General features: G+C 46.4%; 10 protein-coding genes. 6 read left to right on the top strand and 4 right to left on the bottom strand.

Annotation, left to right across the window (positions count from 1 at the left end):
* Position 1: 1 nt before the first annotated feature.
* From F9K33_02275 to F9K33_02265, 3 genes are all read left to right on the top strand, one after another.
* Positions 2–496, top strand: coding sequence for a flavin reductase (locus F9K33_02275; protein KAB2881048.1), 495 nt, complete (start codon positions 2–4; stop codon positions 494–496).
* Positions 438–1,334 (top strand): ankyrin repeat domain-containing protein, encoded by an 897-nt coding sequence (locus F9K33_02270; protein KAB2881047.1) that lies wholly within the window; start codon positions 438–440, stop codon positions 1,332–1,334. The genes F9K33_02275 and F9K33_02270 overlap by 59 nt, the downstream gene beginning before the upstream one ends.
* 241 nt (positions 1,335–1,575) lie before the next feature.
* On the top strand, positions 1,576–3,168 hold the full coding sequence (locus F9K33_02265) for a M20/M25/M40 family metallo-hydrolase (GenBank protein KAB2881046.1): 1,593 nt from the start codon (positions 1,576–1,578) through the stop codon (positions 3,166–3,168).
* Between the two features lie 28 nt (positions 3,169–3,196).
* On the opposite strand, the gene F9K33_02260 is transcribed toward F9K33_02265, so the two are convergent.
* The 4 genes from F9K33_02260 to F9K33_02245 are packed head-to-tail and all read right to left on the bottom strand — an operon-like array spanning position 3,197 to position 9,608.
* Positions 3,197–3,790 carry a porin family protein gene (locus tag F9K33_02260; protein ID KAB2881045.1) on the bottom strand — a complete coding sequence of 198 codons (594 nt, stop codon included), beginning with the start codon at positions 3,788–3,790 and terminating at the stop codon, positions 3,197–3,199.
* A gap of 21 nt (positions 3,791–3,811) precedes the next feature.
* Positions 3,812–6,721 (bottom strand): TonB-dependent receptor, encoded by a 2,910-nt coding sequence (locus F9K33_02255; protein KAB2881044.1) that lies wholly within the window; start codon positions 6,719–6,721, stop codon positions 3,812–3,814.
* A 31-nt stretch (positions 6,722–6,752) separates the two neighbouring features.
* On the bottom strand, positions 6,753–8,303 hold the full coding sequence (locus tag F9K33_02250) for a TonB-dependent receptor (GenBank protein KAB2881043.1): 1,551 nt from the start codon (positions 8,301–8,303) through the stop codon (positions 6,753–6,755).
* A gap of 33 nt (positions 8,304–8,336) precedes the next feature.
* Positions 8,337–9,608, bottom strand: coding sequence for a TonB-dependent receptor (locus F9K33_02245; protein ID KAB2881042.1), 1,272 nt, complete (start codon positions 9,606–9,608; stop codon positions 8,337–8,339).
* Between the two features lie 227 nt (positions 9,609–9,835).
* On the opposite strand from F9K33_02245, the gene F9K33_02240 reads away from it, so the two are divergent.
* The 3 genes from F9K33_02240 to F9K33_02230 all read left to right on the top strand — a co-directional run bounded on the left by F9K33_02240 (position 9,836) and on the right by F9K33_02230 (position 14,739).
* A complete protein-coding gene (locus F9K33_02240; protein ID KAB2881041.1) occupies positions 9,836–10,720 on the top strand; it encodes a protoheme IX farnesyltransferase in 885 nt (294 codons plus the stop codon).
* 255 nt (positions 10,721–10,975) lie between these two features.
* Positions 10,976–11,629, top strand: coding sequence for a cytochrome C (locus tag F9K33_02235; GenBank protein ID KAB2881040.1), 654 nt, complete (start codon positions 10,976–10,978; stop codon positions 11,627–11,629).
* Positions 11,617–14,739 carry a 4Fe-4S dicluster domain-containing protein gene (locus F9K33_02230; protein KAB2881039.1) on the top strand — a complete coding sequence of 1,041 codons (3,123 nt, stop codon included), beginning with the start codon at positions 11,617–11,619 and terminating at the stop codon, positions 14,737–14,739. The genes F9K33_02235 and F9K33_02230 overlap by 13 nt, the downstream gene beginning before the upstream one ends.
* Positions 14,740–14,743: the final 4 nt, after the last annotated feature.

Raw genomic sequence — 14,743 nt, 5'->3', positions numbered from 1 at the left:
AATGAATTTGAGCGATAAAAAACGCGCGCTAAAAATGTTTCAATACGGTTTATATATATTAACCGCGAAAGCAACCGATCCCAAAGAGTCCATGCCGTACGCCGCGGCAACGGTGACATGGGTGTCGCAGGCTTCGTTTGAACCGCCGCTCGTGATGGTGGGAATACGAAATGAAAGTTGGGCAAATGAAGCGGTTAAGCAGAGTAAAAGTTTCGCGCTGAACGTTTTGGGAAAAAACCAAAAGGCGATGGCGTCAAAATTTTTTAAAGAAGTTCATTTGGATGGGAACAAAATAAACGGCTGTGAATTTGAAGCAGGCGTGACGGGGGCGCCGCTGTTTCTGGAAGCAAACGCGGCTCTTGAATGTTCGGTCGAGGAGCGTATCAAAAAAGGCGATCATACGATCGTTATCGGGAAGATCGTGAACGCACGCCTTAATGAAACGGAAGATGAGCCGATGTTATTGCGTGATACGGGATGGAGTTATGGTGGATAAAACAATTATGAAATTTTTGATTCTGAATTTTAAATTACATGCCCTTTTCGCATTAATGATCTTAATTGGATGCGGGAATCAACGTGACAATGCAAGAAAGGAACTGGATCGCCTGGGCATTGAGTACAGTGAAAAATCTTTTCTGCATAGATTACGCAAGGGCGATGCGATTTTAACCAATCTTTTTTTGACATCGGGAATGAATCCCAATGCCCGGTTTTTACGTTCGTACGATTCAACTTCTCAAGGAGAACTCAACGAGCCTACGCCGTTGATGATTGCGGCTCGTGACGGGCATTCGAAATTAGTACGTCTGCTGCTGGCCAGAGGCGCCGATGTCAACGCCCTCGCCACCAACGGGCAGACTGCGCTGATGTATGCTGCCCGGTATGCGCCGGTGGATGTGATGGAATCGTTGATCAAGAAAGGCGCGAAGGTCAACGCAAAAGACGAGGACGGAAAGACTGCGCTTACGTTTGCGGTGCTATTTGACCGGGTTGAAATTATCAAATCTCTTCTGCAAAACGGTGGCGATGTCAACGCGCGAGATCGATTTCATTTCACGCCGCTGATGCAGGCGGCCATCAAAGGCAAAGCCAACATCATTACTGTTCTCCTCACAAATGGGGCTGATCTAACGGCAGCCAACGATCAGGGGCAAACCGTCCTAATGTTGGCAACAGAATATAACCGAATTGAGGCTGTACGGCTTCTGCTTATGAACGGCGCGGACATACGCTCTCGCGATAAAAAAAACCGTACTGCGCTCGATGTTGCTAAATCTAAGCAATACAAAACGATTATTGACCTATTTGCAGACGCTTCAGCGAAAAAATAATTTTTCAATTTAGAATGAAAATGAATCCTTTTTATCGAATTTATTATTTAATGTGCTTATCGGGTTGGCTCATAAATGGAAGAGAACCCTTCAGTCTGAGCGAAGTCGAAGACTGATTTTACTAAACTTGGTCATGGTTCGACTCCGCTCACCATGACGTTGTGAGTAAACCCGATAAGCACATTATTTAATCATCTTAATCACTTCCAACTTGTCATCTACCCATTTGAAGAGGTTCGCAATGAAACGTTTTCTTATTTTATTCTCTGCGCTGTGCATGTTCATTTTTTCATTTGAATTACACGCGCAATTCAATCCCGCTGATACGCTGGTTGCTTTCAATATTAAAAAAGAAGCTATAGAAAATTCCAAGGTGATGGAACTACTTAATGTACTGACCAATGTTATCGGGCCTCGGCTGACCAACTCCAAAGGCATGGCGGCAGCCAACGCGTGGTCGCAAAAGACGCTTGAGTCATACGGCCTTACAGCGCAGGTTGAGGCTTGGGGCGAATTTGGTCGCGGCTGGGATGTCAAATCGTTCCGCGCCGGCGTGACCGCGCCGTATGCTTTTCAGCTTATCGCGTATCCCAAAGCCTGGTCACCGGCAACAATCGGCGCCGTCAAAGGAAAAATCATTTATGTCAATGAAAAAAATTTAGAAGCCGTGAAAACGAAATATGACGGAAAATTGAAAAACGCCATAGTTCTGCTGGGTGAGAAGATCAAAGTAGAACCCTCATTCGAACCTGCCGCGAAACGCGTAACGGATGCTGAATTATTAGCCATGGCGAATGCATCCCAGAAAGACGAACCCAGGGGAAGTTATCGCGCGCAATTTAGGAATTCATCCTTTTATCCTGCCTACGTTGAACGCTCAAAAATTTTCACCTGGGTCAACGAGCAGCAGCCCGCATTGATCCTCGACGGCGGAACCAGCAGTTCGCGTATGCCGGGCAGAAATTCCGGAGTAGTAACGGTGCAAAGCGCCAATACACCGCTCCTTGATGAAGAGGATGTGTTCGGCCGGAAAAATCCAAAACCGTACGACGTGAAGCCGCCCTTCATCGCGCCGCAAGTCGTGATAGCGGCGGAACAATTTAATCAGCTTGCCGAACTCATTATCAACGGAAAAGACGTTAAGCTGGAATGTGACCTGCAGGTCGATTGGCAGAATAAAGACACCAAAGGATACAACACGATTGCAGAATGGGAAGGTAGCGACCTGAAAGACGAAATTGTGATGATCGGCGCGCACATGGATTCATGGCACGGCGCGACCGGCGCAACGGATAATGCGGCCGGCGTAGCGGTCATGATGGAAGCCGTCCGCATTTTAAAACAACTCGACATCAAGCCTCGCCGAACGATCCGCGTTGGTTTGTGGTCGGGGGAGGAACAGGGATTGTTAGGATCGAGAAATTATGTTGCAAAACATCTGAAGGATTCGATGTCAACAAAACCGGATTACGAAAAATTTAATGTATACTATAATCTGGACAACGGCGGAGGACAAATTCGCGGGATTCATATGCAGGGAAATGAAAAAGCTGCCGAAAATTTTCGTCAGTGGCTTGAACCGTTTCGCGCTTGGGACGCATCCACAATCTCTTTAAAGAAAACAGGGAGCACGGATCACGCTGCATTTGATGATGCGGGGCTGCCGGGCTTTCAGTTCATACAGGATCCGCTTGAATACGGTTCGAAAACCTGGCATACGAATATGGACATGCCCGACCACATCGTGGCGCAGGACATGCGGCGTAATGCGGCTATAGTCGCTTATTTTGTTTATCAAAGTGCGATGCAGGATGAGAGATTGCCGAGGAAATGACTTTCAAATTTAGATATAATCAGTAGAATTATTTTTCCAAATCTCTCGGTTCAAAATAAATACCGATCTTGATCGGTAAATATTGTGCATTTTTGCCGCTGATCAATCCCACGGCGTATTTGAATTCGGCAAATACGCCATATCGGTCTGAGATTTTATCAATAAAGCCCAGGCCGGCATGAATTCCGAGATCTTTGACCGTACCCCCCGAACTCAGACCGACACTGCTTTGATCCAACTGAAAGAGCCCAAGCCCGCTGATAACATACATACCCAGTCCCTCGCCTGGTCTTATACTGCCGGCTTTGAAATTCAACGAAACGGTGTACAAAGAAACATTACCGCCAACGATGTTTGAAGCACTCGTATTAAGTTTTGCTTTGTTCACTGGCATGGTATTGTATTCGAAATAAGGCTGGAGTGCGAGCGAAGTATTGATTAGGAATTCGGCGCCACCGCCTAAATTGAAACCGGGGCTCCAGTATTTTGTAAAGTTGCTGGGAGCGTACGGTATCGATATTCCTGAATTGAAAAAAATAGTCGGGCTCAGATGGTTCTGCGAAAAACTATTCTCGATCAGGAGGCTAGAGAATGCCAAATAAAAGCAAATAATTTTTTTCATGATCTTTTCTCCATTGCGATATTAAAATTCCATAGTTAAGCCGACGGCCACTTGTCTTGGCGGTTCCAGATTAAAATTGTCTTTAAGGTTTATGTTGTATTGGTTGAGTTCTCTTTCAGTCAAAGATACACCAGGTGTGGCAAGGAATGCATCGTCATTGGTAAGACCCGTTGAAGCAAAAACATTGGCTGCATTTTTTGCGTTCAGCACATTTGTGATCAGGACAAAGCCGGACATTTGATACTTTTGCCCTATCGCCAATTTCTTCATGATCTTCATATCGAGATTCTGCCGGTTGGGTATACGGCCGGAATTATGTCTGGCAATTGCACGGGGTTCCGGAACTCCAACAACGCCAAGTTTTGTTATTTGCGTTGGCGTATAGAGTGATCCGCCGGTTTCGGTATAAACAATGCAAAAAGTCATGTTCTCAAATGGTTGCATCTGTCCGATTGACGGGCCCTCATGTTTATTTAACTGGTATATAATGCTTGTGCTAAAATTTGATCCTTTCCAATAATTTGGATGCATTTTGAACCGTTCAGACGAATAACCCAACCAAGCTGCACGAAAACCTGAAGATTTTACTGAATAGTCCTGCATGTTTTCGACGATGCCCAAACGGAAAATCATCTGTAAGTTCTGTGTCATCCGGGATTCCATCTGAAAATCCCATCCGTCAATTTCATCTTCTTTGACATTTACCGAAGTATGCAAGGCGTTTGGAAATGAAGTTATCGGAACTACGACTATTGCATTTGACGCGTTTTTCCAAAAACGGGATATATTAAGTTTAAATATGTTTTTATACACATAATGGAGACCAAGTTCGTAAGATTCATTTTTGACCGGTTGCAAAGAGGAGTTACCCACAACCGTATTATATGGGGGAGCGACTGACATTCTTTCAAGAAAACCGCGCGAAACATAATATTGCTGGTAATTGGCCGTCTGATAATACAAACCGTAATTTCCCCTGAGAGAAATACCCTGCATAACTTCCACCGATACGCCAAAGCGCGGACTCATATAAGTTTGATTCTTTCCAGCTTTGAAGTCGTCTTCATTCAACATGCCATCATTACCGGTTGGATTGCCCAGGTTTTTCAGTTCCCGCGTGCCCGGATCAAAAATTTCATATCGAAAACCGCCGACAAAATGAAATATCTCATAATCAAAACGGTCATGCAGATAGATTGCTGTCACCGACGGAGTCTTGGCTCCGTCCATTCCGGACGTTCCTATCGGCCTAAGCCGATACTTGGAACCGGAGGTGTCAATCTCATATCCGTAAATATTATTGCCACCGCCCACTGGATAGCCGACGTCGAATATGCTTGCATACCGCACGGTGTGTTTTCTATGATCAATGCCAGTTTCAATGAAATGAGCTTTTTCATATCGCCATCCTAAAGCCAGGTTTAGTGAAGTATTATTGGACTCAGTTTTAAGATATGGAATGAAGCCACGGTTGATGTCATAAAGCAGATTATCGCCGTAATAGGTCGTGGAATTTGTGTTTCCTCTTGTTCTTTCACCTAACAAAAGAACCCCATCGCTCCCTTTATCAAACAAACTGCGCTCCATCAATTGATAATCCGTGGAATAATAGCCCAGGCTCGCCCGGACGAAGAGATCGGGATTGACGATCCATTTTCCTGAAAGCCCCAGGTTAAATGCAGATCGTTCCTGATGCGGCACGCGATCGGGCGCGAGAAGGTATTCCGCAAAAAAGATATTTCTTCTTCTGAAAGAGTGCATAGCCGTGGCATCGATCTGAATGGACGATGTTGGACTGAACGACATTGAGGCGTATATGTTTCTCACGCTTTGGGCATTGACATGAAGAACCCTTGGTCCTTTTCGGTGGTTTTTGAAAATAACCGTATCCATGATGGTTGGATCCGGGTTTTTAATGCCTCCGGTGGTCAAACGATATCGGGAAACGCCCAGATACGAAGGTTCCGCGTCATCGGTGACAGACAAATCAGCCGCAGCAAAAAATTTCAGACGCTTTGTGGCAACCGGGCCCGAAACAGTGAGACTGTACAAACGATTGCCATAGCTATTGGCTCCAAGCAATCCCGCCGCGGCATCTGTGGTGTATTGACCGGATGCGGAAATCCGGTTGCCCGCACGGCGTGGAGTAATATTAGCAATCCCAGAGGCGTAACTCCCGTAAGATGCGCCAAAACCTCCCGTCTGCACTGATACGTGATCTACCGCGTAGAAAGGCAGTTGAGTATACACATTTCCTGTGAATGGATCGTTTAGCATCATTCCGTCCATGTAGTAACCCAATTCGTTGTCCGCGCCGCCACGAACATGGAGATTATCACTGCCGGTAATGGCCGCCTCTCTATACTCGGCAAATCCCTCATTATTAACAGCGATTCCAAGTCCATAATAATAATTTCCGGTATAACCTGATCGTTCGTTACGATTGTAAATGGAGCCTGTGGTACTTAAGATGATATCATCGATTGATCGGACCGGCAATTTGGAAATCTCTGAGCGTGTCAGTGCGTTTATTGTAAACGGGCTTCTCGACTGGACATTGGGCTCTTGAAACATTGTAAATTGTGAATATCCGTCTGTCGTTAAAGGCAACAGCTCAAAGACCAACTCGGTAACCTGATCCGGAAATACTAAAGCCTCGATAATAGTATGATTTGTGTATGAGTTTGATGAACCGGTAACGTCATACGTTCCCGCATCGATTCCGATGAATGAAAACTCACCGGCGGAATTGGTTGTCGTCTCAAAATAAGTTCCTTCGATTTTTACAACCGCATTTGGCAACGCCTCCTGTGAATTTTTGTCGATGACTTTTCCCTTGAGCCGGCCGGTGACACCGGCGATAATTGGAGTGGCGCTGCTGAATACCAATTGGGTCATTATCACACAAATAAATAAAATATGCTTTTTCATAACATTCTCCTTGAGCAGTATCTGTAAGGGTTCAAAACTCGATCTTGCATCCCAGGTTTACCAGCCGGGGGTTGGAATAATACAAACTATTTTTCAGCAGATACTGATACTGCTGCTGCTGTCTTGTATTTAAAGTCTGTGCATCCGACGTCGCCAGATAGCCGTCGGTGTCAGCCTTTCCTGTTGCAGAGAAAACCTGTATCGGGTTTTTGCGGTCAAGCAGGTTCAGGATCTCGATATAGAGCGTGGCGCGGTAACGTTCTGTGATATTAAATGCTTTGGTGACTTTCAGATCTACGGTCATGGTTGAAGGCGTGGTTCTGGAATTTCTTTCACCGGTTTGGGTGGCCGTGGACGATCCTGCCAGCGCATAGCGCGTGACGGCGGTTGGCGTATACGGAAAACCGTTTGCCCAGTTAATCCACACGAATAGGCTTGTGTTTTGGAGGGGCCTTACGTCTCCGATTAGCGGGCCTTCGCCTTTGAGTAATTGTCCATCTGCAAAGAATTTCAGTGTGGTTCTCTGTTCGTGATCCGAGGAGGCATCGATCTGTTCTTGACCATCCATTAACCAGTCGGAGCGAAAACCGGAACCGCTTTCCGACGTGGCGGTATTAGAACGCAAAAACGTTGCAAAAGCGCCCATCGAAAAATTATCTGAGATCCGGTTTTCAACGCGTAAATTAAATCCAGTAACAATTGATGATGCGGAATTGTCTAACGTCCATAGAATATTTAAGGCCGGTTGTTGACCTTTCACGATCACATCAGTAACAGTGTTTCGAAAAAAAGCCGCATCAAAAATGACCTTGCTTGTATTGTAGGATACTCCGATTTCGATCGCTTCTGTTTTTTCGGGCTCGAGTGTCGGATTTGCTACATAATTCTTAAACGGCGGTGCGATAATGAGTCTTTCTACCATATTGCTGCTAACGAAATAATTTTCAAAAGCGGGTAGGTGATAGAACCATCCGTAACTAGATCGAACTGATAAATTCTTGCTGAATTCGGCCGATATGCCCAGTCGCGGGCTCCATTTAATATATGACTTACTCTCATTCAGTTTCTGACCAACCTGTAACGAAATAAATCCGAATTGTCGTGGATCCACAGATTTTACACCGTTAGAAAAATAGTCAACTCTCATGCCGCCTGAGAACGTGAACCGCTCGATAGTATATTTATCTTGAATGAAGAAAGCGGCAGTCTTGGGTGTCTTTGGCCCATCTATAAGGGCCTCCGGGTCATTCTTGTCTTGGTGTCTTACTGCGAATCTGTTCTGATCATCAATATATGCTCTATAACCATAAATATTATTTGCTCCACCAATCGGATTACCAATATCCGTGATATCAAGCAGGCGCTCCGTATGGCTTGAGAACTCGATGCCGCTTTCGATGAAGTGTTCTTTATTCCACTGCCAGTTGAAGTTGATTCCGCCAAACCATTCATCGGATTCACTTTTCTTGTAGCCAAGAAATCCGCGATCAATATCATAGATAAAATTGTCCGCATAGTAGGTTGTCGACCCGGTGTTGCCTCTTGTCGAGGCATTAAGAAACGTTATCGCCTTGTCACCCATTTCGAAAAATGATCTGGCGGCAATTTTGTCATCTTACGAATACATTCCGATATGACCTTCCAGAAACATAGAGGGGGAAAGAAAATATTTGCCGGTCAGATTGACTACATAGGTGGAACGTTCTTCACGAGGTACACCGCTGGGAGACAATAATATATGAGAACTGAATTGATTCCTTTTGATTGATGAAAAAAGCGTGGTCAGGTCAAATTGCATGACGGCATTCGGGGTGTAGGACACGTTCGCATAAAAATTGGTCAGGTCCGATGCATTGACCCTGTCCGGCCTTGCACCGCGTTTGTATTTCAGCCGGCCATTTTGATCGGTGACAAAGATAGCGGTATCGTTGATGACGGGGTCCGGATTGGATATACCGGTGGTGTTATATCGTATCACAGGATGACCGAATACGCCGGGTTCCGCATCCTCCGCGGCCGTATAATCGAGCGCCGCATAGAACCGGATCTGATCCGTGACCGGGCCGCCCAGCGAGAGGTTGTATACGCTGGTTCCATAGTCACTGGTAACCACTTCTCCGGAACCGGCAAGCGACTTGCCTCCCCGTTTCGAAACGATCTGTATCATACCGGTTCCAAATTGCCCGTATTTTGCTTCGTATCCGCCGGTTTGAACAGTCACCTGATCGATCGCGCCATAGGGAAGTGACAAAAAAGATGTGCCGGTATTGGCGTCCGTTAATCGCAATCCGTTGAGGAAAGTACCCGATTCCCTTGCCGCTCCGCCACGGAAAAAAAGCTCGTCAGTTCGCATATACCTCTCGCCAAGCGGCAAAGAGGTCGTGATGGCTCTTTGGTACACGCCTCCGGAGGATTGCAGAATAATGTCATTCAGGGAATGATGAGGCTGCCGGCTGAAGGTTTTTGAATCGACCAGTCTGCGCATATACGGGTCATCGGATTTGGATGAAACAGATTCTGCGTCGAGGACAATGAAGTGGCCATCATTTCCACGCGGAGAAAGTTCAAAAAGGATTTCATTACCCATATCGGGATAGACGGCGAATCCAGTCATGGATTGTCTTGCATATCCGTCAAGTTCTACACGAATGTCATACGTTCCCGCATCGATACAGATAAATGAAAATTCGCCGCCGGCATTCGACGTTGTTTCAAAAAAAGTGCCTTCGATCTTAACGACCGCACCGGGTAATGGCTGTCGTGAACCTTTGTCAATGACTTTGCCTTTGAGGCGTCCCGTCACTCCTGCCTGTGCGGATGAAATCATGCAAACGATCATTAAAATAGACGTGACTGCGGCAATTGAAAAGAGTAAAGTTTTTTTCATGCTTTTGCTCCATGATTAGACATGCGGGCTCTCATTTGGATTGGAAAGTGCGCTACGACCGTTAAAAATTACAATATTTCTTAATAAAAACAAAGAAAGATAAATAATTAACAACACTAAGAAAACGGTCGAATAAGCCCGACGAGAAAAAATTGAAATAAAATTTGACAATATGAGGCGAGTTATATAGATTAGCCGCCATTAAACAAGTTCTTACATTGTGAAAGATTGATCGAAGATTGAAATCCATCATTTCGTCCTACATTACTTTGACTAAGCCGACGATCATGCTGCTCGTGCTTTTTACGGGCGCAACGGCCTTGATTGTTGAAGGCAGCATGGTGCACGAACCGGGCAGATTTTTACTGGTGATGCTGGGATTGTATCTGACGGGCGGCTGCGCCAATGCGCTCAATCAGTACTTCGAACGTCATATAGATGCGAAAATGGAGCGTACGAAAAAACGCCGCCCTTTGCCCATGGGCGAGATCAGCTCAACCCATGCATTGATCTTTTCGATCACGATCGGCGTTACCGGCGTGTTGGTTTTTGCATTTGTGTTCAATTTACTCACCGCGATCCTGTCATTGTCAACGATCCTGTTTTACAGCCTATTTTACACTTTATATTTAAAACCCAATACACCGCAGAATATCGTGATCGGCGGCGCTGCCGGCGCGATGGCTCCGGTAGGCGCATGGGCTGCAGCAACCGGGACCATGGCCGTTGCGCCATGGCTCATGTTTGCGATCGTTTTTTTGTGGACGCCGCCTCATTTCTGGGCCTTGGCCTTGTTCTGTAAAGACGACTACGTTAAAGCCAAACTTCCGATGATGCCCGTCGTCAAAGGCGACGATAGCACGCTCCGCCAGATGTTTTTATATACATTGGCCTTGGTCGCGATCAGCCTGTCGCTGATCTATTTTTTTTCCGGCCTTTTTTACGGCCTGGCCGCCGTCGTGTTAGGATTCTTCTTTATTAAGAAGGCTTATCGCGTGATGATGAACAAATCTGAAAAACTAATTCGCGGTCTTTTTGGTTATTCCATTATATATCTTTTTGCGTTGTTCTTTGCCATGATCATCGACAGTTTTATAGGCGTAAAAATTTAGATTTGCTTCGAGTGAAATAAATATTCGATTTGTAAAAATATCTTGCATGTTTTACGGTCGGACAATATATTTTTACCCGTTTGATATTTGTTCTCCGCAAACGGCCTTGTCGAATTAAATTTTATTCAAACAAATATTCTTTTAAAAAAACGCCTTCCACATTGAACAGCATATTCAGCGCGCAGATTTTTTTTACACTCTGAAATGCGTGAGAATTAATTTTTTGTAAAAGTTGTAACTTTAAGGAGATAGAACGTGCCTCAAATATTTCCAAAATCAGCGAATAAGCTGCCCTTGATCTCGCTTGTGGCTGTTCTGGTAGTGGGCGGCGCGCTGACCGGCTTTTTCTGGTATTTTGCTTCGCCTAAGTTTACCGACGTCGGTTATCGTCCGAATCAGCCCGTGCCCTACAGCCATAAACTGCACGCCGGCGATCTCGGCATGGATTGCCGTTATTGTCACGTCGGAGTAGAGACTTCGGCTACAGCCATGGTGCCGCCGACCGCGACGTGTATGAATTGCCACAATCTGATTCTTACCCAGAGCGAGAAACTTTTGCCGGTGCGAGAGAGTTGGACCAGCGGCGTTCCGATTGAATGGGTGAAAGTGCACAAGACGCCGGACTACGCGTATTTTAATCACAGCATTCACGTCAACCGCGGGATCGGCTGTGAGTCCTGCCACGGCAATGTCGCCCAAATGGAAATAGTCGAGCAGAAACAACCGCTCAGTATGGGATGGTGTTTAGATTGTCATCGTAACCCGGATATGTCGCTGCGTGATCTGAGTAAGGTCAAGATCACCGATATGAACTGGACCCCGCCGACAGATCAACTCGCTTTTGCTCAAAAAATTAAAAAAGAAAAAAATATTGCTCCACCGGAGGATTGTTCCGCATGCCATCGATAAACAAAAAAAATATGATCGTTCAGAACGGCAAAGAATACTGGCGCAGTTTAGACCAACTCGCCGATACGCCGGAATTTAAAGAATTTGTAGAACGCGAATTTCCGGAAAACGCTTCGGAAATGACCAATAACGTAACGCGCCGTAATTTTCTCGGGCTCATGGGCGCCTCGATCGCTCTTGCCGGATTAGCGGGCTGCCGCCGTCCCGTTGAAAAGATCATTCCCTATGTGATCAAACCGGAAGAAATCATACCGGGTATTGCGGAATGGTATGCCACTGCGATGCCGATGGGACTGAATGCATACGGCGTCTTAGCTAAAAGCCATGAAGGCCACCCGACGAAGATCGAAGGAAATGAAAAACATCCTTCCTCTCTCGGTTCATCCAATTCTTTCATGCAGTCGGCCATACTTGGATTGTACGACCCGGATCGTTCGAAATTCGTCTTACAAAACAATGAAGATAAAACGTGGTATGATTTTGTCACGTTCTGGCGCGATTTATATAATCAATACAAAACCTCCGAAGGCGAGGGATTGGCCTTATTGAGCGAATCATGGTCGTCGCCGAGTCTGGCGCTTCTTCAGGCTCAATTCAAAAAAACATTTCCGAAAGCGACATGGGTTACGTATGAACCGGTCAGCGATGAAAATATTTACGAAGGCGTCAAAGCGGCTACCGGAAAATATTACCAGCCGTTATATTCCTACAATAAAGCCCAAGTAATTCTATCCTTAGATTCCGATTTTCTTTATACCGGTTCTGACAATGTCACGGCTGCGAGAGGATTTGCAGACGGACGCCGCATCAAAACTGAAAACGATGCGATGAATCGCCTGTACGTTGTTGAAAGTGTTTTTTCAATCACCGGCGGTATGGCAGATCACCGTTTGCGGATGCAAAGCCGTCAGATCGGCGCATTTACTGCCGCATTGGCGAAGGAACTTACGACACAAGGCGTTGATGTCGAAGGTGCTGCAGGATTGGCGGGCGGAAATTTTGATATGAAATGGCTGAGCGCCGTGGCAAAAGACCTGATCCAATCGCGCGGCAAGTCGCTCGTTGTAGCGGGCGCGCGTCAGCCGGCTTCCGTTCATGCGCTGGTTTACGCGATCAATTCCGCCCTCGGCAATATCGGAAACGCCGTCAGCTATCGTGAAATGAAAGACGCTGCGCTGCCGGATCGCGCCGCTTTTACCGCGCTCGTCAAAAAAATGCACGACAGCAATGTATCGACCTTGGTGATCATGGGCGGTAATCCCGTCTATAATGCGCCCGCAGATCTGGACTTTGAATCGGCCATGGGAAAAGTCGGGAATACAATTCACTTAAGCGCGTACATGGATGAAACGTCATCGCTGGCCAAGTGGCATATTCCTCAGGCGCATTTTCTTGAAAGCTGGGGCGATGTGCGTTCTACCGACGGATCTTTGAGTATTATTCAACCGTTGATCGAACCGCTGTTCGGCGGCAAGACGGCGTTGGAGTTTTTGAATCTGGTTGCCGCAAGTAAAGACGATCGTGGATACGATATTGTGCGGGAGAACTGGAAAAACGTAATAAAAGGAGATTACGAAAAATCATGGCGCCTGGTGCTGCATGATGGGATTTTGGCGAACAGTTCTTTGCCGCTCAGCACGCCGAAAATAGACAGTAAATCCTATACAAATTATCTTTCATCTAATCCTTTTGCTTCCGACTCTGCTACAAAAGATAATTTAGAAATTGTTTTTCAGTCATCGTCTGCGACGTTTGACGGGCGATTTGCCAATAACGGCTGGCTGCAGGAACTGCCCGATCCCGTTACGAAGATCACGTGGGACAATGTGGCGATGGTCAGCTTTGCGACAGCTAAAGAACTGGGATTAAGTAATCAGGTGATCAAAGGCGAAAATAAGCAGCCGGTGATCACCTTGCAATATAACGGACGCGAACTTGAAATGCCGGTATGGGTTCAACCCGGCCATGCTGATAATTCGGTCACGGTGACATTAGGCTACGGACGTTCTGCCGCGGGGCGCGTGGGTAATGGAGTCGGTACTAATGTTTATGCTTTAAGAACATCTGCGGCGCAGGATTTCGGGCTTGGATTGCAGATTTCGAAAACGGGAAAATGGTATGCTATCGGAACCGTGCAGGATCATGGCGGGTTTGATACGGAAGCGCTGGCGGCGGCAGAAATTGCGCGCCGTGTTCCGACGATCTTGCGTGAAGGAACTTTGAATGAATATCAGAAAAATCCAAATTTCGTTACTGACATAGCTGAGATGAATGCGGAATTGATCGACAAAGAAAGCAAAAAGAAAAACCCGCAATTGCCTGATCCTATATCGATTTACAATGCGCATAATTATGCTGAAGGTTATCAATGGGGCATGTCCATTGATCTCAATGCGTGTATCGGATGTAACGCCTGTACGATCGCATGTCAGAGCGAAAACAATATTCCGATTGTCGGTAAATCGCAGATACTCAAAGGACGCGAAATGCACTGGATGCGTATGGACCGATATTACAGCGGCGATGTGGAGCAGCCGGAAATAGCGTTTCAGCCTATCGGATGCCAGCACTGTGAAACGGCGCCTTGCGAACAGGTTTGCCCCGTAGCGGCAACAGTTCACGACAGCGAGGGCCTTAACGTCATGGTATACAACCGCTGCGTCGGTACGCGTTATTGCGCGAACAACTGTCCGTACAAAGTTCGCCGTTTCAACTTTCTTGAATTTAACCCGGGTACCAGCGGGTTCAATCAGGTGGACGGCCCGGAAATTCTTAAAATGTCGAAGAATCCGGACGTGTCCGTTCGTATGCGCGGCGTGATGGAAAAGTGTACGTATTGCGTCCAGCGAATCAGCGGTGCGCGCATTACCGCAAAGAAAGAAAATCGCCAGATCAAGGACGGCGAAGTCATATCGGCCTGTCAGCAAAGCTGCCCGACGCAGGCGATTGTATTTGGTAACATTAACGATCCGAGCAGTAAAGTTGCCGAGATCAAAAAACTGAACCGCCAGTATCAATTGCTGGCTGAACTCAATACGCGTCCGCGCACATCGTATCTGGCGAAACTGCGAAATCCGAATCCTGAGTTAGAAGAACATAAAAACGCTTAGCCGC

This window comes from bacterium (genome assembly GCA_008933615.1).
Lineage (GTDB): Bacteria > CLD3 > CLD3 > SB21 > SB21 > SB21.
Note: the sequence above shows the minus strand (reverse complement) of the source record. Positions and strands in the feature narration are given on the sequence as shown.